22 protein-coding genes and 1 pseudogene are annotated in these 24,381 nt (G+C 52.8%); 12 read left to right on the plus strand and 11 right to left on the minus strand.

Annotation, left to right across the window (positions count from 1 at the left end; genetic code table 11):
- Position 1 precedes the first annotated feature (1 nt).
- Together folK and folB are read right to left on the minus strand one after the other, a co-directional pair.
- A complete protein-coding gene (gene folK, locus ACT3R7_RS02210; protein WP_193092514.1) occupies positions 2 to 547 on the minus strand; it encodes a 2-amino-4-hydroxy-6-hydroxymethyldihydropteridine diphosphokinase in 546 nt (181 codons plus the stop codon).
- On the minus strand, positions 544 to 924 hold the full coding sequence (folB, locus tag ACT3R7_RS02215) for a dihydroneopterin aldolase (RefSeq protein ID WP_193092513.1): 381 nt from the start codon (positions 922 to 924) through the stop codon (positions 544 to 546). Before folB ends, folK begins: the two co-directional genes overlap by 4 nt.
- Positions 925 to 1,002: 78 nt before the next feature.
- On the opposite strand from folB, the gene plsY reads away from it, so the two are divergent.
- Positions 1,003 to 1,575, plus strand: a complete 573-nt coding sequence (plsY, locus tag ACT3R7_RS02220; RefSeq protein WP_193092512.1) for a glycerol-3-phosphate 1-O-acyltransferase PlsY — start codon at positions 1,003 to 1,005, stop codon at positions 1,573 to 1,575.
- On the opposite strand, the gene tsaD is transcribed toward plsY, so the two are convergent.
- Positions 1,572 to 2,630, minus strand: a complete 1,059-nt coding sequence (tsaD, locus tag ACT3R7_RS02225; protein ID WP_193092511.1) for a tRNA (adenosine(37)-N6)-threonylcarbamoyltransferase complex transferase subunit TsaD — start codon at positions 2,628 to 2,630, stop codon at positions 1,572 to 1,574. The two genes, plsY and tsaD, sit on opposite strands and share 4 nt — an antisense overlap.
- A gap of 203 nt (positions 2,631 to 2,833) precedes the next feature.
- Here tsaD and rpsU point away from each other — a divergent pair, with 203 nt between their 5' ends.
- The 3 genes from rpsU (at position 2,834) to rpoD (ending at position 7,143) form a co-directional block, all read left to right on the plus strand.
- Positions 2,834 to 3,049, plus strand: a complete 216-nt coding sequence (gene rpsU, locus ACT3R7_RS02230) for a 30S ribosomal protein S21 (RefSeq protein ID WP_008956349.1) — start codon at positions 2,834 to 2,836, stop codon at positions 3,047 to 3,049.
- Between the two features lie 175 nt (positions 3,050 to 3,224).
- Positions 3,225 to 5,063 (plus strand): DNA primase, encoded by a 1,839-nt coding sequence (gene dnaG / locus ACT3R7_RS02235; RefSeq protein ID WP_193092510.1) that lies wholly within the window; start codon positions 3,225 to 3,227, stop codon positions 5,061 to 5,063.
- Positions 5,064 to 5,286: 223 nt separating this feature from the next.
- Complete coding sequence (gene rpoD, locus ACT3R7_RS02240) at positions 5,287 to 7,143, plus strand: RNA polymerase sigma factor RpoD (RefSeq protein WP_192536987.1); 1,857 nt, start codon at positions 5,287 to 5,289, stop codon at positions 7,141 to 7,143.
- A gap of 92 nt (positions 7,144 to 7,235) precedes the next feature.
- On the opposite strand, the gene ACT3R7_RS02245 is transcribed toward rpoD, so the two are convergent.
- The 3 genes from ACT3R7_RS02245 to ACT3R7_RS02255 form a co-directional block, all read right to left on the minus strand.
- A complete protein-coding gene (locus tag ACT3R7_RS02245; protein ID WP_192536988.1) occupies positions 7,236 to 8,807 on the minus strand; it encodes an AbgT family transporter in 1,572 nt (523 codons plus the stop codon).
- 187 nt (positions 8,808 to 8,994) lie between these two features.
- Complete coding sequence (locus ACT3R7_RS02250) at positions 8,995 to 9,639, minus strand: hypothetical protein (protein ID WP_192536989.1); 645 nt, start codon at positions 9,637 to 9,639, stop codon at positions 8,995 to 8,997.
- A 174-nt stretch (positions 9,640 to 9,813) separates the two neighbouring features.
- The gene (locus ACT3R7_RS02255; RefSeq protein ID WP_192536990.1) at positions 9,814 to 10,710 is read right to left on the minus strand and encodes a LysR substrate-binding domain-containing protein; all 897 of its coding nucleotides are present in this window, start codon (positions 10,708 to 10,710) and stop codon (positions 9,814 to 9,816) included.
- Between the two features lie 160 nt (positions 10,711 to 10,870).
- Here ACT3R7_RS02255 and ACT3R7_RS02260 point away from each other — a divergent pair, with 160 nt between their 5' ends.
- From ACT3R7_RS02260 to mtgA, 3 genes are all read left to right on the plus strand, one after another.
- The gene (locus ACT3R7_RS02260; RefSeq protein ID WP_192536991.1) at positions 10,871 to 11,980 is read left to right on the plus strand and encodes an S-(hydroxymethyl)glutathione dehydrogenase/class III alcohol dehydrogenase; all 1,110 of its coding nucleotides are present in this window, start codon (positions 10,871 to 10,873) and stop codon (positions 11,978 to 11,980) included.
- A 180-nt stretch (positions 11,981 to 12,160) separates the two neighbouring features.
- Complete coding sequence (fghA, locus tag ACT3R7_RS02265) at positions 12,161 to 13,015, plus strand: S-formylglutathione hydrolase (RefSeq protein WP_192536992.1); 855 nt, start codon at positions 12,161 to 12,163, stop codon at positions 13,013 to 13,015.
- A 10-nt stretch (positions 13,016 to 13,025) separates the two neighbouring features.
- Positions 13,026 to 13,742, plus strand: coding sequence for a monofunctional biosynthetic peptidoglycan transglycosylase (mtgA, locus tag ACT3R7_RS02270; RefSeq protein ID WP_192536993.1), 717 nt, complete (start codon positions 13,026 to 13,028; stop codon positions 13,740 to 13,742).
- A 1-nt stretch (position 13,743) separates the two neighbouring features.
- On the opposite strand, the pseudogene ACT3R7_RS02275 reads toward mtgA, so the two are convergent.
- Positions 13,744 to 14,653 (minus strand): annotated as a pseudogene (locus ACT3R7_RS02275) (DMT family transporter).
- A gap of 173 nt (positions 14,654 to 14,826) precedes the next feature.
- On the opposite strand from ACT3R7_RS02275, the gene ACT3R7_RS02280 reads away from it, so the two are divergent.
- The 3 genes from ACT3R7_RS02280 (at position 14,827) to ACT3R7_RS02290 (ending at position 18,112) form a co-directional block, all read left to right on the plus strand.
- A complete protein-coding gene (locus tag ACT3R7_RS02280; protein ID WP_192536995.1) occupies positions 14,827 to 15,219 on the plus strand; it encodes a DUF4168 domain-containing protein in 393 nt (130 codons plus the stop codon).
- Between the two features lie 255 nt (positions 15,220 to 15,474).
- Positions 15,475 to 17,385 (plus strand): putative nucleotidyltransferase substrate binding domain-containing protein, encoded by a 1,911-nt coding sequence (locus ACT3R7_RS02285; protein ID WP_192536996.1) that lies wholly within the window; start codon positions 15,475 to 15,477, stop codon positions 17,383 to 17,385.
- Between the two features lies 1 nt (position 17,386).
- Positions 17,387 to 18,112 carry a 3'-5' exonuclease gene (locus ACT3R7_RS02290; protein ID WP_193092509.1) on the plus strand — a complete coding sequence of 242 codons (726 nt, stop codon included), beginning with the start codon at positions 17,387 to 17,389 and terminating at the stop codon, positions 18,110 to 18,112.
- A 67-nt stretch (positions 18,113 to 18,179) separates the two neighbouring features.
- Here ACT3R7_RS02290 and ACT3R7_RS02295 read toward each other — a convergent pair whose 3' ends face one another.
- From ACT3R7_RS02295 to ACT3R7_RS02310, 4 genes are all read right to left on the minus strand, one after another.
- Positions 18,180 to 19,823: a BCCT family transporter gene (locus tag ACT3R7_RS02295; RefSeq protein WP_192536998.1), complete on the minus strand. Its 1,644-nt coding sequence runs from the start codon at positions 19,821 to 19,823 to the stop codon at positions 18,180 to 18,182.
- A 177-nt stretch (positions 19,824 to 20,000) separates the two neighbouring features.
- Entirely contained in the window at positions 20,001 to 20,873 is an 873-nt protein-coding gene (locus tag ACT3R7_RS02300; protein WP_193092508.1) for a glycine betaine ABC transporter substrate-binding protein, read from the minus strand.
- A 134-nt stretch (positions 20,874 to 21,007) separates the two neighbouring features.
- Complete coding sequence (locus ACT3R7_RS02305) at positions 21,008 to 21,838, minus strand: ABC transporter permease (protein WP_192537000.1); 831 nt, start codon at positions 21,836 to 21,838, stop codon at positions 21,008 to 21,010.
- Positions 21,838 to 23,040 (minus strand): quaternary amine ABC transporter ATP-binding protein, encoded by a 1,203-nt coding sequence (locus tag ACT3R7_RS02310; RefSeq protein ID WP_193092507.1) that lies wholly within the window; start codon positions 23,038 to 23,040, stop codon positions 21,838 to 21,840. The genes ACT3R7_RS02305 and ACT3R7_RS02310 overlap by 1 nt, the downstream gene beginning before the upstream one ends.
- 382 nt (positions 23,041 to 23,422) lie before the next feature.
- Between ACT3R7_RS02310 and ACT3R7_RS02315 the strand changes: the two genes are divergently transcribed.
- Together ACT3R7_RS02315 and ACT3R7_RS02320 are read left to right on the plus strand one after the other, a co-directional pair.
- On the plus strand, positions 23,423 to 23,857 hold the full coding sequence (locus ACT3R7_RS02315) for a hypothetical protein (protein WP_193092506.1): 435 nt from the start codon (positions 23,423 to 23,425) through the stop codon (positions 23,855 to 23,857).
- A 266-nt stretch (positions 23,858 to 24,123) separates the two neighbouring features.
- The gene (locus tag ACT3R7_RS02320) at positions 24,124 to 24,339 is read left to right on the plus strand and encodes a hypothetical protein (protein ID WP_192537003.1); all 216 of its coding nucleotides are present in this window, start codon (positions 24,124 to 24,126) and stop codon (positions 24,337 to 24,339) included.
- Positions 24,340 to 24,381: the final 42 nt, after the last annotated feature.

A 24,381-nucleotide genomic window follows, 5' to 3' on the forward strand; every position in this document is an offset into this window, starting at 1 on the left:
CTTATCTGGCTAGCGCCCTTTGGGGCATGGTGTCTGCGTGGGATATCCAGGCGCCACCCCAGGTGAAATCAATTGGCCAAAGGCGTTGGCTGCCTAGCGTGAAGTTATGCCAAAGCGCCGCGTAAGACGTCTGGCAAACGGGGTGGCGTTCATTAGGAAGCAGCTCAGCCAGGGGCTGTAGCACAAAGGCATTATAGGTAATTTCGTCGCGGGGCAGAGAAACGCCATTCACAACGCCGCACATGCTGCCGACGGTTAATAGGTCGATATCCAGCACCTTGGCGCTATATTTAGTCATGCCGGGCTTGCGGCCATGAAGGATCTCGACGCTTTTGGCCCACGCTTTTAGCTGGCGCGGTGTCCAGTCGCTTTCAAACGCAACGACCAGGTTATAAAAATTGTGTTTGTCGCTAAACCCCACCGGCTCACTTTCAAACACCCGTGATACCTGTAGAGGCCCAAAGGCGTCAAACAGGGCATCAAGGCACGAACGTATGTGGTGCGCAGGTTTTATATTACTGCCTAAACTAACGGTAACCAGGCTCATAGGGTAACGTCCTTGGTGACCTCCGGCTGTTCGCCGCGGGTAATCTCAAGGCCTACGCTTGCGGCTTGGGGGACTGCGCCGGGTTTGCGCACTCTTAAGCGTAACCAGGAAATGGCGAACTCGCTGCGTAAGCATTCCGCCAAGCGCTCTGCAAAGGTTTCGACCAGCGCAAATTGGTGCGCATCGGCAAAGCGTTGGATCCGCTGGCAAATGGCCGCATAGTCCAACGTCAAACTTAGGTCATCGGTGGCAGCGGCTGGGCGAATATCGGTCGCCAGCGTTAAATCCAAGCTCAGCGACTGTTGAATAGTGCGCTCCCAATCGTACACACCAATAACGGTGTCTACTTTTAACGCTTCGATCAAAATGCGATCCACGAGCTTTTCCTCGGCGGCAACAAGCCGGCGATTGTACGTTAGGATGAGGCGAAACGACAGTAAGATGGAAACCGCGCCATGATATGGGTAGTAATCGGCTATTTGAGCGGTAGCTGGCTGGCCGCAATTAGCGTTTGTCAGATGGCTGGCGTGCGTGATCCGCGCCGCTGTGGCTCCGGTAATCCTGGGTTTTCCAACGTGCTGCGCCTTTACGGGCCACGTTTGGCCGGCGTCACGCTGTTTCTCGATGCGTTGAAAGGCATGCCCGTGGTGCTGGCAAGTAAAATGCTGGCATTGCCGGTCAGTTGGCAGGGGCTTATCGGGTTGGCCGTGCTCGTCGGGCATAGCTATCCCGTGTGGTACGGCTTTCGAGGCGGTAAGGCCGTGGCTTGTGCATTGGGCGTGCTGTTGGTGCTGGTGCCGGGTGTAGCCCTGCTAAGTGCCATGACGTGGGGGCTGCTGGCATGGCGGTTAAAAACCGCCGCGATAGCTTCATTGGCTAGTGCCCTGGTGGCGCCCCTTGCCTGTATCTGGCTGGCACCTGCTTATATAAGCGTGGTGGGTGGCTTGAGTATGTTAGTGGTTTTACGTCACGGGCTTAATATTCGCAGGCTAAGGCACGGCGAGGAGCCGCGCCTGCGAAAGCCCTAATCGTTAAGAGGTGCCTTGGGTGGCGCTAGGCGATCCAGCGGCCAGCGCGGCGTGGCCTGCATGATACCATCATTATCCTGCTCGCCAGCGGCCAGCCGTTGTGCGCCGACATAGGCAATCATGGCGCCATTGTCCGTACAGAAGCGGCCACGCGGATAATAGGCTTTAGCCTGACGTTTTTGACATTCAAGCGCCAGACGTTCGCGTAGCCGGTGATTGGCACTAACGCCTCCCGCCACCACCAAACGTTTGAGCCCCGTTTGATCCAGCGCCCGGCGGCATTTAATGACCAGCGTATCGACCACAGCTTCTTCAAAAGCGCGGGCTACGTCAGCACGCGCCTGTTGGTCAAGCTCACCGGCGTTTTCCAGTTGACGGATCGCAGTTAACGTATGCGTTTTTAAGCCTGAAAAGCTGAAGTCCAATCCGGGGCGGTCGGTCATCGGGCGGGGGAAGCGAAACCGCTTGGGATCACCCTGCTCGGCAAGCTTGGCGACCAGAGGGCCGCCGGGGTAAGCCAGCCCGAGCATTTTAGCGGCTTTATCAAAGGCTTCACCCGCAGCGTCGTCCACGGATTCGCCCAAGAGTTCATAGCGCCCCAGGCCCTGAACTTCTACCAGCTGAGTATGGCCGCCGGATACCAGTAACGCCACAAAAGGGAACTCAGGTGCATCATCTTCAAGCATCGGCGCGAGCAGGTGGCCTTCCATATGATGGACACCCAGTACGGGGATCTCTAACGCCCGCGCCATGCCGTGAGCTGTGCTTGCGCCCACCATCAGGGCGCCCACCAAACCAGGGCCTGCGGTATAGGTGATGCCATCCAGATCGCGTCGGGTCAGGTTGGCATCTTTTAATACCTGCTCAATGAGCGGTAGCAGCTTGCGCGTATGGTCTCTCGACGCCAGTTCAGGTACCACGCCGCCGTACTCTGCATGCATGGCAATTTGGCTATACAGCGCGTCGGCCAGCAGGCCGTCGCCGCCTGAACGGGAAGTGTCATACACAGCGACGCCGGTCTCATCGCAAGACGTTTCAATGCCCAATACGCGCATAACGGGAAAACTCTTTGAAAAAATGGTAGAACGCCCAAGTCTAACACTGTCCCTCTTGGAGAGCGTAAGCATTTGCAAAGATGGCTATTCACGACTAAACTATCGTGCGCTGTAAAACTGGGTCGTACACTGTAGCCGCAATGATGCGCTATAAGCTGTACGTACTATCGAACTCAAGACTCCTTAAGGTAGGTGAGTGCTTAATGCCTTCTGTAAAAGTACGTGATAACGAGCCGTTTGACGTCGCCCTGCGTCGCTTCAAGCGTTCTTGCGAAAAAGCCGGTGTTCTTTCCGAAGTACGCCGCCGCGAGCACTATGAGAAGCCGACTGCTGAGCGTAAACGCAAAGCGGCAGCTGCCGTAAAACGTCACGCTAAGAAAGTTCAGCGTGAGCAAAAGCGTTTCGAACGGCTCTATTGATCCGTACCTGGGGAGAACCAGAGTAGTTAGCTGGTTGTCTCAAGAGGGATGCCAAACGGCCGCCACTAGGTGGCCGTTTGTTTTTCAGGTTTTTGCGCTGTTTAAGGTGATTAGGTAAAGCGCCTGATGACGTTAAACACGCGCTTAGCGCACTGCGCGAGGATGCTCGTCTTTCATGGCAGGCCAGATTCCACAGCGTTTTATTGACGATCTTCTGGGCCGCGTTGACGTGGTGGAAGTGGTTGGTGAGCGCGTGCAGCTTAAAAAAGCTGGCCGGAATTACTCGGGTCTTTGTCCTTTCCATCAGGAGAAAACGCCGTCTTTCACCGTGAGTGCCGACAAGCAGTTCTATCACTGCTTTGGCTGTGGAGTACACGGGAATGCGCTACGCTTTCTGATGGAGTATGACAAGCTGCCTTTTCCTGAGGCAGTCGAGCAGTTGGCGGGGCGTTTAGGGCTTGATGTACCGCGTGAAGGCGCCGATGACCCGCGTGCCCAGCAGCGAGAAAAAAAGCGCAAAGAGGGCGTTAACCTGCTCGAACTTGCCGCTAGTTTTTATCGCGAGCGGCTAAAGATGCGCGACGGGCAGAATGCCCAGCGCTATCTGGAGAATCGCGGGCTTTCTGCTGAGGTGATTCAAACTTACGGCATAGGCTATGCGCCGGGCGGTTGGGAGGCGCTTAAACAGCATCTGACCGAGCGCGAAATTTCAGAGCCTGTGCAGGTGGAGTATGGCCTGCTGATTCATCGCGAAGATACCGGGCGTACCTACGACCGCTTTCGTGACCGGGTGATGTTCCCGATTCGTGATTTACGTGGGCGTACTATCGCGTTTGGCGGTCGAGTGATGGGCGATGAGCAGCCTAAGTACCTCAACTCGCCGGAAACGCCGGTGTTCCATAAAGGGCGTGAACTTTATGGCCTTTATGAAGCGCGCCAAGCGTCAAGCAAGCTTGAGCAATTGGTTATGGTCGAAGGCTATATGGATGTCGTTGCGCTAGCGCAGTACGGCATCCATAACGCCGTTGCTACCTTGGGGACCGCGACGACCGAGGATCATCTGAGCCGCCTGTTTCGCCTGGTTAGCCGGGTGGTGTTCTGTTTCGACGGTGACCGGGCTGGCCGTCAGGCTGCGAGCCGGGCGCTTGAAACCGCGCTGCCGTTGATGATTGATGGCCGCGAGGCGCGTTTTCTGTTTCTGCCGGAAGGCGATGACCCCGATACACTGGTACGCCGTGAGGGAAGCGAGGCTTTTAAAGACCGCGTAACCTGTGCGATGCCGCTTTCGGAGTTTTTGTTTGAGCAGGCCGCGCAAGGGCGTGACCTGAATACGGTGGAAGGGCGCGAACGTTTTGCGAGCCAGGTACTCGAAGCATTGAATAAAGTGCCCGACGGGATGCTCAAATCATTGCTGCTTGAAGCCTTGGCTAAGCGCAGTGGTTTGGCGCAACAACAGCTTCAAGCGTTGTTGGAAAAGCGCGCAGCGCCACCCAAAGAGCAGGCATATTGGGAGCCCGTCGCGGAACCCGAGGTTGAAGAGGATATAGGTCAAGCAACTCCTCAGCCGCCGAAGCCGCGGACGCGTAGCCAAGTGCTTACTCCGGTGGGGCGCATTGTACAGCTGCTGCTTCACGAACCGAGCGTTGTGTCAGCCGTGCCCGAGAGCCTGGATTGGTTGCCGGAAGATGATGATACGCCGCTATGTCGCGATTTGATCGCGCTTTTGCAGGCCGGGCGTTATCGCAGTCCGCAGGTAGTATTGGCGCATTTTCAGGGCAGTCCGCAAGGTCAGGTCCTGGCAGCGTTCGCCAAGCGGGAGCTGCTGATTCCCAAGGCCGCACGAGAAGCAGAGTTAACGGGGTTGATTGAGCATTTACAGCAAAAGCAGCGTAAACGTTCGCCCCAGGAAGAGTACGAGGCGTTGTTGGCTCAGGAACGTGCCGGGCAGAAGCTCGATAAGCAGCAGCGTCAGCGCTTGGCCAGTTTGGTAGTCGAATTGGCTCAGCGGTTTTAAGCGGTGTTGAAAGCGGGGGGTTGAATTTTGCCCTTGCCAACACCAGATATAGGGTCAGTCACCAAGTGCTGGCCTAACCGAACAACCTAACACACCTGAATGACCGCGCAAATACGTTTCGCTGGAAAAAATACAGCAATTTACGCTATACTGTTCGGCTTGTTGAGTTTAATCGATTCAGCGCTCTAGGTGTTTCATTCTTCTTCGTCGAGATAGGGTTTCTATGGCTGGAAATGCGCAGCAGCAGTCACGTCTGAAGGAGTTGATCGCGCGCGGCAAAGAGCAGGGTTACCTGACTTATGCCGAGGTCAACGACCATCTACCCGAGGATATCGCCGACCCGGATCAAGTGGAAGACATCATTGGCATGATCAACGACATGGGTATCCGTGTTGCTGAAGAAGCGCCTGATGAAGACACTTTGATGATGTCGGATCACTCCACGGATGAGTCCGCTGCGGAAGAGGCCGTTGCGGCACTCGCCGCCGTGGAAAGCGACGTGGGTCGCACCACAGACCCTGTACGCATGTATATGCGTGAAATGGGTACAGTAGAACTCTTGACCCGTGAAGGCGAAATCGAAATTGCCAAGCGGATCGAAGAGGGCACCCGTGAAGTGATGTCGGCGCTGGCCTACCTGCCAGGTGCCGTCGCCTCAATTCTGGATGCTTACGACGCCACTCAGGATGAGGAAGCTCCTGGTCGTTTGTCGGATCTCTTCTCAGGGTTTATCGACCCGGATGAAGGTATTCCCGGCGTTGCCGAAGCGGATGTGCCTGAACCTGAGGTAGACACCGACTTAAGCGACGACGAAGACGGTGACGACGATGGCGATGAGGATGACGAAGACTCCAACGCCAGCGAAGGTGGCCCGGACCCGGAAGAGGCGCGGGCACGCTTTGAGCAAATTCGTGAGCAAAACGCGTTAGCCCAGGCGGCGCTTGCTAAGCATGGGCGTGGTAGCGCTGAGCTAAAAGCCGAGCAGACACGTCTTGCTGAGCTTTTCTCGCCGATCAAGCTGGTGCCGAAACACTTTGAGCGCCTGGTAGGTCAGGTACGTATTAGTGTTGAGCAAGTGCGTGCCCAGGAAAAAGCGGTCATGCAGCTTTGCGTTAAAAAAGCCAAAGTGCCGCGCAAGACGTTTATCAAGTCGTTCCCGGGTAGCGAATCTAACCCCAAATGGTTGGATGCTTTCCAGGAAGCGCAGCCCAAGTACGCTGATCGTCTTGAGCCACTACGTTCTGATATCGCCCGTTCGCAGCGTAAAATCGCTTTCGAAGAAGACATGGTGCAGCTCACCGTGGCGGATTTGAAAGAGGTGAATCGCAAACTATCGATTGGTGAGGCGAAAGCACGTCGCGCCAAGAAAGAGATGGTTGAGGCTAACCTGCGTCTGGTTATCTCGATTGCCAAGAAGTACACCAACCGTGGGCTGCAGTTCCTGGATCTGATTCAGGAAGGCAATATCGGGTTGATGAAGGCCGTGGATAAGTTCGAATACCGTCGGGGTTATAAGTTCTCTACTTATGCTACCTGGTGGATTCGTCAGGCGATCACCCGCTCGATTGCGGATCAGGCGCGGACTATTCGTATTCCGGTGCACATGATCGAGACGATCAATAAGCTTAACCGCGTGTCGCGCCAGATGCTGCAAGAAATGGGCCGCGAGCCGACACCGGAAGAGCTGGGCGAACGTCTGGAAATGCCGGAAGACAAAGTACGCAAGGTGCTTAAAATTGCCAAAGAGCCGATCTCCATGGAGACGCCGATTGGTGATGATGACGACTCGCATCTGGGAGACTTTATCGAGGACGGCACGATGCTGCTGCCCATTGATATGGCCACCGGCGAAGGTCTTATCGAAGCGACTCGCAACGTACTTGGCGGCTTGACAGCGCGTGAAGCTAAAGTACTGCGCATGCGGTTCGGTATTGATATGAATACCGACCATACGCTGGAAGAAGTTGGCAAGCAGTTTGATGTAACCCGTGAACGGATTCGTCAGATTGAGGCCAAAGCCCTGCGTAAGCTTCGCCATCCGTCGCGTTCTGAGCCGCTGCGCTCGTTCCTGGATGAGTAGTGACGCGTGAGTGGTAAATAGTAAGTAGTGAGTCGTGGAAAGCAAAAGCCCGCCGTTCTTTGAACGGCGGGCTTTTTCGTGCAGTTGGCTTTTTATAGCGTGTAGTAGGTGGCGGCCCCCGGGCCGACCGGTAGCCCAAACACGAACACCCAGATGAAAAACAAAATGCTCCAGCCCACCAGCATGAACAAGGTATAGGGCAGCATCAGCGCGACCAGGGTGCCGATGCCCATGTCGTTGCGGTAGCGAGTGGCAACGGCCAGAATCAAGCCAAAGTAGCTCATCATCGGAGTGATCAGGTTGGTGACCGAGTCACCGATACGATAAGCGGCCTGGATAACTTCCGGGGCGTAGCCCATCAGCATCAGCATGGGTACAAAGATGGGCGCTGTCACTGCCCACTGGGCCGACGCGCTTCCGAGCGAAAGGTTAACGAAGGCGCACATAAGAATAAACAGGGCAAACAAGCCGGGGCCGCGTAAGCCAAGAGACTCAAGCAAGTCGGCGCCCGCAACGGCGGTGACGGTACCAAAGTTGCTCCAGTTAAACAGCGCCACAAACTGAGCGGCAAAGAAAACCAGCACGATATACAGTCCAAGGCTGCTCATGCTTTTGGCCATGGCGTTTACCACGTCACGATCATTATGCATCGTGCCTGCTAAGCGCCCGTAGGTGAAGCCCAGCAACGTGAAGGCAACCGCTACGATAACCACGATACCGCGTAAAAACGGTGATCCACTCACTAAGCCGGTTTCTGGGTTACGCAGAATACCGCCTTCGGGAACCACCATAACGGCGATGATGGAAGCCAGAACAAGGGCTGCTAAACCAGTGCCTTTTAAGGCACGCTTTTCGCCATCAGTTAGGCCTTCCATACGCTGCTGGTCAATGCTGCTATCGGCATAAGAGGCGTCAAATTTACCTAGCTTGGGTTCCACGATGCGCTCGGTGACCAAGCCACCGATTAAGGTCACAAAGAACGTGCTGGCAAACATGAAGAACCAGTTTGCTTCAGCGCCCACTATGTAGGTTGGGTCCAATAACCGCGCGGCCTCTTGGGTAATACCTGAAAGCAGAGGATCGACGGTGCCAATCAAAAGATTCGCGCTGTAGCCCCCGGATACCCCACAAAAAGCCGCAGCAAGACCCGCTAATGGATGGCGGCCCAGCGAATGAAAGATCATCGCCGCGAGAGGAATGAGCACAACGTAACCAAGCTCGGCCGCCATATTGGACATGATGCCCGCAAACACGACGGCGTAGGTAACGATGCGCGGCGAGCGGTTAAGCACTAGAGCGCGCATGCTGGCAGACAGTAGCCCTGAGTGTTCGGCCACGCCAACGCCCAGCATGGCGACCAACACGGTACCTAGTGGCGCAAAGCCTGTGAAGTTCGTCACCATCTCGGTCACTAAGCGACGTAAGCCTTCCGCGTTTAGCAGCGAGTTAACCGCGATCCATTCGCCCTCGTTGGCGGGGCGCGGATCAGCCACCGATACACCTAAAGCCCCGGCGATACCGCTGGCAACCACCACAAGCACACATAAAATGGCAAACAGAGTAACGGGATGCGGAAGCAGGTTGCCTAGCCATTCCACACTATCAAGAAAGCGGGTAAAGGCACCGCGCTTTAGATGTTCTTCGCTATTTTTGGAGTTTGTCATAAGTTTTATGTCGTCAGTGAGTGGTTTTTTAGTAAAAAACGCCCAAAGGGGCCTAGTGGCCGACACTACGTTGAAGCATCAGGCGGCGCAAACGGCTTTGCGTATAGCGGGATTTAAAAAATGAAACGCCGCCTGAATAGGCTTCAGGCGGCGTTTATCCACAGGCGGGATGAATTAGCGGGTTTTGCTAGACGCTATGCGCTTTGCGGATACGTAAGGCGAGAAGTAGAAGCTCGATAATGGCAAATAGAATCAGGCTATAGCCTAAAAGCTCTATCACCTCTTCAGCGACATCTTTAAAAATGCGCACGTAGTTGTCTTCAAGCACGGCACGCCAAAAAATCTGGCGTCCATAAAGGCGCGAGAAGATGTAGGTCGTCAGCACGCCGCCCGCAAACAGGCCGAACGAAAAGGTGTTGCTGTAGTGGGCAAACTCAGCGATAAAGCGTCGACGTTGATATACCACCCAGCCAATAGAGGGCAAAATGATTAATGCAACAAGGACCTTCCAGCTATTATCCGCCACAAACTCATCGAAAAAGTAATCCTGCTCGCGGATTAGCGAGGCTGCAACAAAGGCCAGCATAAGCAGAGTGACATTGGGCCATACCTTGAGCACCTGACGAATATAGATCAATAGCCCGCAGCAGCTGGCAAGCGTGAGCGTTTGGGAAAATTCAGTAAAACCCAGCTCGGTAAAGCGTACCGAAGGTAAATACACAGCTTCCAAATAAGCGCCTTGAGCTATGCCGCCAATAAACAGCACATAAAGAGTGGCCCGCAGTAGCGTAATGCGAAAATCAATAGGCCAGTTAGGTGGGGGAAGTTGCATACCTTATCCTTAAGGGTCGAGGGTCACGGTTTTACTGACAGAAACATTCAATTCTGCATGTTCATTATATCGTCACCTTTGTGTGCTCGCACACTACCCTTGTTAATAATCTTTCGACGAATGGACTATAGCGCTGCGCCATCAGCGATAAATGAGAAGTCAGCGCTAAAACCGTTAATTCGTTTGAGTGTTTGGCAACACCTGGGCAATATTGGCCACCAGGTAATCGACCAGCTGGCGAATTTTGGGGGAAAGATGCCGGTGTCGGGGGTAAACCGCCCAAACCGCCGTATCATAATGTTGAAAAGGTTCCAGCACTGCCACCAGCTCACCGCTTGCCAGATGGGGCGCCACGTAATAATCGGGCAGTTGGGCCAAACCTAATCCTTTAAGCGCTGCATCCAGCAGGGCGGGCCCAGAGTTACCGGTCCAGCAGCCTTCTACCCGTACTTCACGGCGCTGGCCGTTTACATCAAACAGCCAGCTTGGCCGTGAACCTACCAGACAGCGATGCTGGCTAAGCTCGGCCAGCGTATGCGGTGGCGGTGTTTGGCGAAAGTAGGCCTGCGAACCCACGACATATTCGCGCCGCTCGCACAGGCGTCGGGCAATTAAGCTAGAGTCCTTTAAAACCCCCATTCGAATAGCGATATCAAAGCCTTCCTCAATTAACTCAACCGGTCGATTAGTAAAATGCATATGCACGTCAAGCTCCGGGTGCAGGCATTGAAAGTTATTAACCAGCGGCGCTATGTAGCGTTCGCCAAACGTTGTTGCAGAAGTGAGCCTTAGCATGCCGCGCGGTTTGGCCTGTAGCTCACTAATGGCTTGTTCTGCATCTTTCAAGCCATCAAACAGGTGTTGGCAGTGCTCAATATATAATGCTCCAGCATCCGTTAAGCGGATCTGGCGCGTGGTACGGTATAAAAGTTGAATGCCCAGCTGGTTCTCAAGCTGGCTTACTAAACGGCTAATATGTGAAGTGGATACTTTAAGATGGCTGGCTGCGGCTGAGAATGTGCCCAGGCGAACCACTTCAATAAAAGCTTCGACGCGATCCCAACGCTGCATGGTTACCCTGTTGTCGGTAAATTGTTGCTCAGTGGCAATAATATTATGAGTATATCCCGCTTTTTCCCTAGCCCCTAGCTGTCTTACACTGGCAGTACCACGGCTATTTAGCTATTCGTTTAGGCGGCCTGGCGCCGTTGCTGTATTGAGGAGTCAACTGATGAAATCACGTGCTGCCGTTGCATTAGAAGCGGGTAAACCTCTAGAGCTGGTTGAAATTGATGTAGAGGGTCCGAAAGCGGGTGAAGTGCTGGTTAAAATGGCGGCTACCAGCGTTTGTCACACCGATGCGTACACGCTTTCAGGCGCTGACCCCGAAGGGCTCTTCCCCTCGGTGCTGGGTCACGAAGGCGCCGGTGTGGTTCAAGAAGTTGGCGAAGGAGTGACCAGTCTTAAGCCCGGTGACCACGTTATTCCGCTGTATACCGCTGAGTGTGGCAAATGTAAGTTCTGTCTTTCCGGCAAAACCAACCTGTGTGGCAGCGTACGCGCGACCCAGGGGAAAGGCGTCATGCCTGACGGCACCTCGCGCTTCTCGCTCGACGGAAAAATGCTCCATCATTATATGGGCACGTCGACATTCAGCGAATACACCGTTCTGCCGGAAGTCTCCCTGGCCGTGGTTTCCAAAGAAGCTCCGATGGATAAAATCTGCCTACTGGGTTGCGGCGTCACCACCGGTATCGGTGCGGTACTCAACACAGCGAAAGTAGAGCCAGGCGCCACTGTCGCTGTATTCGGTTTAGGTGCGATTGGTTTGGCGGTTATCCAGGGCGCAGTGATGGCTAAAGCTGGCCGTATTATTGCGATTGATGTCAACGCGGATAAATTTGAGTTGGCCAAGCAGTTTGGCGCGACCGACTTTGTAAACCCCAAGGATTACAGCGACTCAATTCAGCAAGTCATTGTCGATTTGACCGACGGCGGCGTGGATTACTCGTTTGAATGTATCGGTAACGTTAATGTCATGCGCTCAGCGCTCGAGTGCTGTCATAAAGGCTGGGGCGAATCGATCGTTATCGGCGTTGCCGGTGCGGGCGAAGAAATTTCCACACGTCCCTTCCAGTTAGTGACCGGACGCGTCTGGAAAGGCTCTGCATTTGGCGGCGTTAAGGGACGTAGCGAGCTCCCAGGTTATGTTGAACGTTATATGAACGGTGAAATCAATATTGATGATTTCATTACTCACGATATGCCGTTTGAGAAAATCAACGAAGCGTTTGAGCTGCTGCATGCCGGTAAGAGTATTCGTACCGTCCTGCATTTCTGAGTACTATCTTTTTATAGATCAGCGTTTATAGATTTGCGTTTATAAATTAGTACTTACAGATCAGCGCTGATTGAACATCGCGAATAGTACGTTATTGCTAATCGTATGTTTGTGCTAATCGTATGTTAAAGCGCGGCAGGCAGCTCTGCCGCGCTTCTCTTTTCGCAAGGAGCCTGCCCCATGAGCATGAGTGAAACCTTAGAACTGGTGTCTGCCAACCGTAGTTTTGGTGGCTGGCACAAGCGCTACCGCCACTACTCCCGGGCGCTGGATTGCGATATGGAGTTTGCGGTTTATCTACCGCCTCAAGCCGAGAGCGAACGGGTACCGCTTTTATGGTGGCTGTCCGGGCTTACCTGTAACGACGAAAATTTTATGCAGAAAGCCGGCGCGCAGCGGGTAGCCGCAGAGCTGGGTATTGCCATTGTTTGCCCTGATACCAGCCCGCGTGGCACGGATTTACCGGGTGAACACGATAGCTACGACTTGGGATCGGGGGCAGGGTTTTACGTTAATGCGACCCAGGCTCCCTGGAAGTCGAACTACCGGATGTACGATTATATTATCGAAGAGCTGCCGTCGGTGGTGCGCCAGCATTTTCCGGTTAACGGCCGCGAGTCGATTAGCGGCCATTCGATGGGCGGCCATGGCGCATTGATTCTTGCCTTGCGCCATCCGGGGCGTTTTAGCTCGGTCTCGGCTTTTTCACCGATCGTGAATCCGATGAACTGCCCCTGGGGGCAGAAAGCCTTTACCAGCTATCTGGGGGATGACCCGTCAAGCTGGCGCCAGTATGATGCCTGCGAACTGGTCGCCAACGGCGCATCGCGTCAGCGGCTATTTATCGACCAGGGCGAAGCGGATCAGTTTTTGGAAGAGCAGCTCAAGCCCGAGCGGTTAGAGGCGGTATGTGAAGAACATGATCATCCGCTAACGCTGCGCCGTCAGCCGGGTTACGACCATAGTTACTTCTTTATTGCCTCGTTCATTGAGGACCATCTGCGTTATCATGCGGAACATCTCATGAAGCGTTAAGGATACCGAAATGCTCAATCGCGCGCTGCGCCGCTTTCTTCGTCAGGTATGGCGTCTTGTGTGGCGCGGCGCGCTATTGTTTGCGCTTCTTTCTGTGGCGCTGGTTTTGCTATTTCGTGTTGTTCCACCGCCCGGCTCAATGGTAATGGTGGAGCGCAAAATACAAAGCTGGATCACTAGCGAACCGATTACGATACAACGCCAATGGCGTAGCTGGGACAACCTCTCCAGCAGTGCCAAACTTGCCGTTATTGCTGCGGAAGATCAGCGTTTTCCAGTACACCGTGGCTTTGATCTTGTTGAACTGCGGCGTGCCTGGCAGGCAAGCCAAGACGGCGGTCGCCTGCGTGGGGCGAGTACGCTGAGTCAGCAAACCGCCAAAAACGTTTTCCTATGGAGTGGGCGCAGTTGGACACGAAAAGGCCTAGAGGCCTGGTTTACCCTGCTGGTTGAAACGCTCTGGAGCAAGCAGCGCATTCTTGAGGTCTACCTTAACGTGGCTGAGTGGGATCGCGGGGTGTTTGGCTTGGAAGCCGCCTCACAACACTACTTCGGAGTGTCGGCAAGTGCGCTGTCTGAGCGTCAGGCCAGCCTTTTAGCCGCTATTTTGCCCAGTCCGCGAACCCGTAGCGCCTCGCGTCCAGATGCCCAGGTAGAGCGGCGCAGCCAGTGGATTCGTCAGCAAATGCGTAACCTGGGCGGCGTCGACTATTTAGAACGGATTTAGGTTAATCTGCCGGGGCGGTTTTTTTGGTGCTACGCACCACTATCAACACGCCCGCCAGTGCAATCACCATACCCGCTATGCCTATCAGAGGAAGTCGCTCATCAAACAGCCACCAGGCTTGAAGAGCGGTAACCGGAGGCACTAGGTAGAAAAGACTGGCGACGCGCGATGCTTCGCCTTTTTTGATTAATGCCATGAGCAGTAAAATGGCCGCAATTGATAACACCAGCACCAGCCAGCCCAGGGTAATAATAAACGCGCTGCTCCACTCAATCTGGCGCGTTTCAAATAACATTGCGCCGCCGCCCAGCAGCACGCTTGCTCCAATATATTGAATAATTGTCCCTGAAAGTAACGGCATATGGGTGCAGTAACGCTTTTGATAAAGTGTTCCCAGCGAGATGCCCAGTAGGGCCGCGAAGACACAAAGCAGCGCTTGACCGCCAAATCCTGCAAACAGGGCATCGCCTATCTCAAGCTTGCTGCCCAGCACCAGGCAGATACCGACCAAGCCAAGCACTAAGCCAAGCCATTGGCGTTTGGATAAATGCTCGCCCAATAAGGGCCCCGCACAGGCTGCCGTTAATAGCGGTTGCAGGCCAACAAGCAACGCGGCGAGCCCTGCGGGCATGCCCAGGTAAATGCCGTAAAACACGCCGCCTAAATAGATCCCATGTACCAATATGCCTGACAGCGCAATATGGCCCCATAACGCAAGCGGCGATGGCCACGGGATTCGCATAACAAGTACCAAGGGCACTAATAGCAATCAGAGTGAACGTAAAACGAATGGATAAAAAGCTGAACGGTTCGGCGTAAGGAAGACCAAATTTTGCGCCGATAAACCCAGTACTCCACAAAAGTACAAAAATACCTGGCATTGCTGCTCGGCCTGCCGAAAATCCGTCCATTTTTTTATCTCACTGATATTTATTAATAATTATAGTTCTTAGACAGCTAGTGTAAGCCGTAAAAATTAGCGTTATTGAATTTTTTACATTCTTTTACTTAAAAAATTTGAACCTGTTTTGAATCATCGCGTCACACTTCACACATTCACAACGCGTCAATGAGGTTTCTTTATATGCAACGTTTAACTGCTTTGTTCTCAGCTGCCCTGCTCGCCACTGGTTTAATGGCAACTACTGCCAATGCCCAGCAAACGCAGGATCCGGCTCAAGATCCAATGGCCACCCAACAAGCTGCACCGGCCCAGGATTTTTCTGACGAACAGCTGCAGCAGTTTGCCGATGCTTCCCAAGAAATCGCCGTGATCTCGCAAGAGTTCACACAGCGTCTGCAGGAAGCAGAAGATGAAGCTGCACAACAGGAAGTTCGTGAAGAGGCTAACGACCGCATGATTCAAGTGGTTGAAGACAGCGGCCTTGATGTCGATACCTTTAATGCTATCGGCCAGTCCATTCAGCAAGATCCGGAAATGATGCAACGTGTTCAAGAAATGGCAAGCGAGTCCTAATTTATTAGGTGCGCGGTTATCAAAACTTGGCTTATCAAGTCCAGGCTCACCAACAGGATTGCTAGCCCCGCCTATCGATACTGTCAGTTATCTTAGACCTGCGTAGTGGTTGAAAGATATCATGCAAATGGCGGATAACCGCTCGAAGCCCGGCACATTATGTGTCGGGCTTTTTATCGTCTGCAGGGTTTACGGTGGCAATGAACCCATCCAAACTCTACTAACTTGCTTACCGAGTTCATCTTAGGAGATCGCATGGACGTTGAGCTACTTGAAATACGCCAATTTATGGGCCAGTTTCCTCCCTTTGATGGGCTCTCTGACGAGCTGCTTGATGCTATTGCCGAGCGGGTAGAGGTCAGCTACTTTAAAACCGGCAGCTATATTCTGGTGGTCAACGATGCCATTAATGAATTGTGCTTTATAAGAAGCGGCGCCGTTGAAGTTTATCGTCGCAAGGGCGAGCTTTATAACCGGCTGGGGGAGGGCGATATTTTTGGTCACTTCAGCTTGCTGCGTAACCATAAAGTGCGCTTCCCGGCGCAGGCGATTGAAGACACGCTCATCTACTTTATTCCTAAGGATGTGTTTCAACGGCTATGCGAAGAGGACGATGACTTTGCGGATTTTGTAGAGCTAGAACGCCCACGTCTCGAAACGGCTGCCGAACAGCAAAAAAAATCCAATGACATGATGGTCACGCGAATTCGCAAGTTGGTGACCCGCTATCCGGTCATGGTCGAGGCGACCACCAGCCTTCAGCAGGCAGCCCAGCAGGTCAGCGACGCTCAGGCGTCAGCGGCGATTGTAATTAAGCAGTATGCCGGTAATCCACGTTACAGTTTTCAGGATAGCGAAGGCAAAACGTGGCATATGGTGGGGATTTTTACCGATAGCGACTTTAGAACGCGTGTCGTGGCGGAAGGGCTCTCTCCGCAAACGCCGATTGGCGATGTGGCTTCGCCACACCTGATTACTGTCCAGTCGGATGCCTCGGTATATGAGGCGATGCTCACCATGCTACGCAATAACGTGCACCATTTACCGGTGCTTTACCGCCAACGTCCTGTCGGGGTTGTGCACCTTTCCGATATTATCCGTTATGAAACGCATAGTGGACTTTACCTGGTCAGTAATATTTTTAACCAATCCAGCGTTCAAGGGCTCGCTCGCCTGGCACCAGACGTACGTGCGTCGTTTGTCAGGATGGTGCAGGAAGACGCTAATTCGCAAATGGTGGGTAGTGCGCTTTCAACCATAGGGCGCAGCTTTACCCGGCGCTTATTGGAACTTGCCGAGGCAGAGCTTGGTCCTCCGCCCGTGCCTTACAGCTTTATGGTCAATGGCTCCATGGCGCGCAATGAGCAGAGCATTGTAACTGACCAGGATAATGCGCTCATTTTATCGGATGACTTTGTACCCGAAGAGCATGACGCTTACTTTTATGCGCTCGCCAAGTTTGTCAGTGATGGGTTAAATGCCTGTGGCTATACCTACTGCAAGGGCGACATTATGGCTACCAATATACAGTGGCGTCAGCCGCTGAGCGTATGGAAAGACTATTTTGAAGACTGGATTTCCAATCCCACGCCTAAAAAGCTGCTGCAAAGTTCGATCTTTTTTGATTTAGACAGTACCTATGGAGAGGATCATTTTGTCGAAACCTTGCAGGATTTAATTGCGAGTCGCGCGGCGGAATCTCCGCTGTTTTTGGCGGCAATGGCGCGTAATGCGCTGGGCCGTACGCCACCGCTCGGGTTTTTTCGCACCTTTGTGATGGAAAAAGATGGCAAGCATAATAACTCGATTAACTTGAAGCGGCGGGGCACCGCGCCGATGGTGGACTTGGTTCGCATTCATGCCTTGGCCAGCGGTTCGAAAGCTCAAAATACGTTTCAGCGCTTAAATGACATCAATCATACGCAACTGTTGGCAACCGGGGTCAGCGATAAGTTGAGCTATGCGTTTGAATTTATGTGCATGTCACGTTTACGTCATCAAATGATTGATATTCAGGAAGATCGCACACCGGATAATAATATCGAGCCTGAAAACGTAGATGATAGCGAACGGCATACGCTAAAAGACGCTTTTCAGGTGCTAAGCAACGCTCAGAAGTTTTTGAAATTCCGCTATCCTATGCCTGCACAGCGGCAGAGGACGTAATATGCGAGGTATTCGTCCACGTCAAAAAGTGACCCAGGCCGACTGGGCCGGTTATATGGCGCAGCGCGCGGGCAGTGCAAAAGACGCTGACATCAAGCGATTTTTCTCAACGCCTCTGCCTGAGCCCGATACGCCCATCGCCGACGTGCCCATGGTGGCGCTGGATGTAGAAACCACCGGTTTGGATGAGCGCCGCCATGCGATTGTAAGTATTGGAGTGGTGCCGTTTACGCTTAATCGTATAAAGCTTGCGGAGCGGCGTTACTGGGTCGTTAATCCATCTCGTCCGCTGGCAGAAACCTCCATTACCTTTCACCATATTACCCACTCTGAAGTCGCTGAAGCACCCGACCTGGATGCCGTTCTCAATGAGTTACTGGAAATGCTGGCAGGCCATTTGGTCGTCGTCCACTTTCGCAATATCGAGCGACCTTTTCTAGACGCCGCTATAAAAGCTCGGCGTGGGGAGGGGGTGATGTTTCCGATGATTGATACGATGTCACTTGAAGCAAGAATGCATCGTCAAACACTATGGGCGCGATTTCGACGCTGGGTGGGGCGACCGCCTGTTTCAATACGCTTAAACGCGAGCCGTGAGCGCTATGGTTTACCCAGCTATCAGGGGCATCATGCCCTGACTGATGCGCTAGCGACGGCAGAGCTACTGCAGGCGCAGATTGCAACCCATTACCGGCCAGATACGCCCCTGAAGGATATATGGTGTTAATACCTCACTAGCCAACGCAAAACGGGCAGCCTAAAGGCTGCCCGTTTTAGTCGTACGCGTAGATATATCACACCGCTTTGGGTTCGCTCATCAACCCTTTGATGATCGCGTAGCACGCCACCAGCAAGATAATGGTGAACGGGAACCCGGTGGAAACCGCCATGGTTTGCAGGGCCGTGAGTCCGCCACCCAGCAGCAATGCAATGGCAATGGCGCCTTCGATAATTGCCCAGAACACGCGCTGTGGGGTTGGAGCATCCACTTTGCCGCCCGCCGTGATCGAGTCAATAACGAGAGAGCCTGAGTCGGATGAGGTCACAAAGAACACAATTACCAACAGGATTGCGATGAAGGAAGTGATTTGTGACAGCGGTAACTGCTCCAGCATGATGAACAGCTGCAGGTCAACGCCCGCGTCACGTACTGCGCTAATGCCTTGGCTCACATATTGATCGATTGCCGTGCCGCCAAACGTGGTCATCCAAAGTACCGATACCACTGACGGTATGATAAGTACGGAAATCAAAAACTCTCGAACCGTGCGACCACGTGATACGCGGGCGATAAACATACCAACGTACGGTGACCAGGAAATCCACCAGGCCCAGTAGAAGGCTGTCCAACCTTGGCTAAAGTTGGCATCTTCACGGCCAAAAGGATTTGAGAGCGCAGTGAAATTAGCCGCATAGCTCCATAGATTTTCAAAGAAGCCCGTTGCAATGAACAGGGTCGGGCCTACAGCAATCACAAAGAACAGCAACAGCGCCGCCATGGCGATGTTGATTTTGGAGAGCAGCTGCACGCCCTTATCGACGCCGGCCACGATGGAGGCGATAGCCACTAACGTAATACCGACAATCAACAGGATCATTGTGATGTCGCCTTCCGGCGCACCAAACAGATAGGTTAGACCCGCGGCCGCTTGGCTAGCACCAAGCCCCAAGGAGGTGGCCAAGCCAAAGAGTGAAGCAAATACCGCTAGAATATCAATTACGTGGCCTGGCCACCCCCAAACGCGCTCGCCCAAAATGGGGTAGAACACCGAGCGCATGGAAAGTGGCAAACCCTTATTAAAAGAGAACAGAGCCAGCGAAAGCGCCACGATTGCGTAAATCGCCCAAGGATGAAGGCCCCAGTGGTAAATCGTTGCTGCCATGGCAAGCGACGTCGCAGCTGCAGCATCACCCTCAGCGCCTCCTAACGGTGCCCAGTTGCCACCGTCGAGCGAGGTCCCGAAGTGAGTTAGTGGCTCATTCACACCAAAGAACATCAAGCCAATGCCCATACCCGCAGCAAACAGCATTGAGAACCAACCCATATAGGTATAGTCGGGTTTTGCGTCGGCTCCCCCCAGACGTATTTTACCCAATGGGGAGAAAATCAAACCAATACATAGAATAACGAATATGTTAGCCGCCGCGATAAAGAACCACGATAGGTTGCCGGTCAAGAAGCTGAAAATGGCATCATATATCGGCGAGATAGTGTCTTGCAGCGCCAGTGTTAACACCACGAAGAGCAGCACTATCGCCGCTGAGATACTGAACACCTTGCCATGTAGGTCAAGGTCAAAGCCCATTTTATTGGTCGTGATATTATCCTGACCAATCACGTAATCGGTATCGATCAGGTTTGCCGCCCCTTCGGGGGCAGGTATGCCCTCTGAGACTTGTGGCTCCTCTGGGGAGCGATTGGGCTCTTTTTTATCCACGAGTGCCTCTCCGTTTTGATTAGAAAACACGCGCGTATGCGTCGTGTAGCTTTGCTTAACTATATATTAACAAACGTTGTATTGCTGTTTTACTGGGCTTGTTTTTCGTAGAACTTTTCCTAGAACAAGCGTGCCGGTCACAGCACCTGCTGGGACCGGCACACGCTAGAAGAGCGGTTAGCTATCTAGCCACTGCTCCACGACATTCTGATTATCTTCTACCCATTGCTTGGCATTTTCGTATGGGTCGCTGCCATCTTCCTGATTCATAAGCATGACTTCGCCCATTTGTTCCGGGGTCCATTCAAAGGCATCAAGAATTGCGTAAGCTTCCGGCATATCCTCTGCTAGGCCATTGCGCACAATAGTGTGGATCTGTTCCGCACCGCCAAACACGTTTTCAGGATCTTCAAGGTACTTAAGATCCCAACGCGCGAACATCCAGTGCGGTGTCCAACTGGTGATTACAATGTCTTCTTCGTTATTAATGGCATTGCTAAGTGCGGCCACCATGGTGGCGTCACTGCCGCTACGTAAACGAAGATCAAGATCATAGGTATTTACGACTTCTTCGGTCAGCCCCATCAAGCCTGCACCGGGATCGATACCGATAATCTCGCTGTTAAATATATCTGCATTGTCATTTAGCTCAGCGATCGAATCGACCTCTGTATAGGAGGGGACGACAAGGCCAAGCTTTGTGCCGTCAAGGTTGGCGCCTAAATCCTCAACCTTATCGCCAATACGCTCCATGTATTCAGCATGGGTCGTGGGCAGCCAAGCCGCCACAATGGCATCGGCATCGCTGGTGGAAAGTGCTTGGAACATGGCTGCCGCTGAGAGCGAGGTTAGCTCCACGTTATAGCCTGCCTGTTCAAGCACGGCGGCTATTACGTTAGTGGAGGCTACTTCTGACGACCATTCTACATAGGCAAGATTAATCGTTTCCTGATCTTGCGCCTGGGCAACGCCACCGATGGTCAGTCCAGTACCGGCAATCAGCATTGCCGAGGCTAGGCGGATACGACGATTCAACATTTGGGTTCTCATTCACTTGCTCCCTTTTATAGTAAGTGCCTTTGCAAAAGGCGGTTTCAGCATGGTCGTGAAAATCTAGCTAATCAAGTTATCTGTGTTAACGCATCCTTCAGCCAATCTGCATCGCGGGCTATGGGTTGTCTAGGTTACTTAGACGATCTGCGTAGTGACTGAGTTAAACGATCTAGCAGCATGGCCAGAATAACGACGGCAATACCTGCTTCAAAACCATCGCCTGGGCGCAGTCGCTGAATGGCGCGCCATACTTCGCTACCCAAGCCGTCCGCCCCGATCATCGCTGCAATAACCACCATGGAAAGCGCCAGCATAATCGTCTGGTTGATGCCTGCCATCACGGTGGGTAGCGAGAGCGGCAGCTGCACTTTAAAGAGCTTTTGGCTGCGGGTGGCGCCATACGCATCGGCGGCTTCAATAAGCTCGACAGGCACCTGGCGGATCCCGAGGGTTGTAAAGCGGATGGCCGGCGGCATGGAAAATATGACCGTGGCAAAAATCGCCGAGACAGAACCGATTCCGAAAAAGGGAATCGCCGGGATCAGGTAAACAAACGCAGGCATTGTCTGCATAAAATCAAGCAGCGGCATGATCACCCGATAAAGCCGCTCTGACAAGGCCGCCGCAATACCGACCGGCATCGCAATGACGACGGCAACGAGGGTTGCGATCACCACCAGCGTCAGGGTTTCGATCATGGGGTTCCAGAGCCCCAGGTTCCAGATCAGCGCGAGACCTGCGGCGGCACCAATGGCTAAACGAGGGCCGGCGAGCTTCCAGCAAATCAGGGCGATAATCGCCAGTAACGCCCACTCGGGCAGCCACATTAAACCGTCGTTAAGACTGTTGATGCCGGTTTGTGTAAAGCGTGAAATACCGCGGGTAACCACGGAGTATTCGCTTGTCAGCCAGGTCAGGCCGCCTTCAATCCAACTGCCCAGCGGGATACGAGGAATGTCCATTACTGCTCTCCTGCTCGTGCCAATTCATCCAATACCGCACCTTTCACCACAACGCCTAGCAAGCGTTGTTCTTCATCTACCACGGCGATCGGGAAGCTTTTTTCACTAAACATGGCAAACAGATTCTGCAGCGGCTCCTCGGGGGAGACTTTGCGGAAGTCTTGAGTCAGGTGGCCGGTGATTTTCTCAGCCCCTTCTTTAATCGCGACATTGGCGGCGTCGGCTTCAAGCAAGCCAAGCAAACGGCGGTCTCGATCAGCGACATAGATAGAGTCGATGGCGTGTTCGCGCATGCGGTGTAGCGCTGTGCGTGGGCCGTCGCTCTCGCGTGCAGTGGTGCGCAGCGGGCGCATGGCACTTGCCGCGGTTAAAATTCGTGCGCGGTCGACTCCTTCAATAAAGCGGCGCACATAGTCGTTGGCAGGTTGTGTCAGGATTTCTTCAGGGGTTCCTATCTGAACCACTTCACCGTCTTTAAGCAGTACGATCCGGTCGCCAATATTGAGCGCTTCATCTAAATCATGGGTGATAAAAACCGTCGTTTTCTGCATTTTGGTTTGGAGCTGCAAAAGCTCTTGCTGCATATCTTTGCGGATCAATGGGTCAAGGGCTGAAAACGCCTCATCCATCAACAGCACGCTGGCATCATTCGCTAGTGCACGTGCCAGGCCGACACGCTGCTGCATACCGCCCGATAATTGGTTGGGGTAGGCATTTTCCCAGCCTTCCAGGCCCACTTGTTTAAGCGCACTATGGGCGATTTTTTGGCGTTCAGTCTTATCAATACCGCGGATTTCCAGTCCAAACTCCGCATTCTGGCGAACGGTCCGGTGAGGAAAAAGCGCAAAATTCTGAAAGACCATGGAAAAATGACGACGACGGCACTCTAGTAAGGCCTTTTCTCCCAATGTTGGGATGTTTTCGCCATCAATAACTATTTCACCTTCCGTCGTATCAATCAGGCGGTTAAGGCAGCGAATCAAGGTCGATTTTCCAGAGCCTGACAGGCCCATGATGACGAGTAGCTCGCCCTCATAAACATCAAAAGATATGTTGGAAAGGCCTAATGTCTGGCCGGTTTTTTCCAAAATGTCAGAGCGTTTAAGGCCTTGATCGCGTAGCTCTAAGGCTTTATTAGGTTGTTTACCAAATACCTTGCTTAGACCGCGTACTTTAATTTTGACAGGACGTTGTTCATCCATCGTGATCCCTTTTATTGGTATGAGGCGCTTTGTCTTGGTGCTCTCGTTCAAGGCAGCTTGTTCCTCACATAAAGCAGCTACACAAAGCAGTTATAAGAAAAAAAGAGAATATATTTAGTTATTTATTAAAAATTATTATACATAAATGGGGTGATTGTGTCACAACGCCCCTTTCAACGCGGCTATAAATTGCCACATGTGCCATTTTGTACCCAGTCACACTCTTGCTTTAAGAGAAAGATATTTTTTATAAGTTACTGATATTTTGTGTTTTTTTTATTTAATTATATAGTTGGCCTGCTAGGTGCAATACTTAGGTAGAAGCAAAGCAGAGCAAAATAGAAGGCGATGTTTTGCACAAGTATTAATGGAGGCAGATTCTATGGATAGCCCAGTCAAAGTAAAAATGAAACGTCCGCACATTATGACATTGTGCATGGCAGCCACGGCGGCAAGTGTTCTACTCCTGGCTGGTTGTGGTGACAATGAAGAAGAGATGCCTCCGGCTCAGCAGCCTGAATCTATGGAGCAAGGCGCTCTTGCCCCTGAGCAGGATGCAGCCGTTACTCAAGAGCCCACTGAGTCTTCTCCTATTGAGCAGTCATCAGACGAGGCAAGTTCAGACTCAGCAATGTCTGGCACAGCTACATCAGGTTCGGCAATGGATGAGGAGCCGGTTGTGCCTCAAGAATCCATGCAACCAGAAGATGAAGCGCGTACACAAGACGTGCAAGAGGATCCTGGTTTTGGTGAAGGTACTGACCCCATGCCCGGTGCTAATGAAGAAAACGACGATGAGTTAACCAATAGTCAGTAAGTAGTAAGTGTAATGAGTTAGTAAGTAGTTACCGTTCCCTACGATGATAAGCCGCTTCAGCTGTTCGTTCCCTGCGGCTGCTCCACACGGTTTATCATCCTTCCCCCCGCGCCCGCGGGGGTTTTTTTATCTTTGATTTAATGCTCGTTTAATATCGGCGATAGGCTTGCATCGTCGATAGGCTTGGCTATGTTGATAGGGCGAGTATGGGTTTTGGTTTGTATCCTCAGGACTTATATCCACTGTGATATGCAAAGGAGAGCGACATGGTGACAATGAATAAACGTAGTAGGGATAAGCACCGCATAAAAGCGCTGCTATTAGCGGCTATTGTTGCGTTAAGCACGCTGGGATTGGCTGGTTGTGGCGCTGATGATCCCCCTAATGAAAATGCCCAGCCCGAGCCTGAAGAGCCGCTAAACCAGGGGCCAATGGCCAACGATGATGCAAACGGTTTACCACCTACTGAAGATGGCACCTGATCCATTAACCTGGTCCATTAAGATAAAGGCCAAATTAGCGGT

The organism is Halomonas sp. AOP43-A1-21 (assembly GCF_052376775.1).
In the GTDB taxonomy this organism is placed as follows: Bacteria; Pseudomonadota; Gammaproteobacteria; order Pseudomonadales; family Halomonadaceae; genus Vreelandella; species Vreelandella colorata.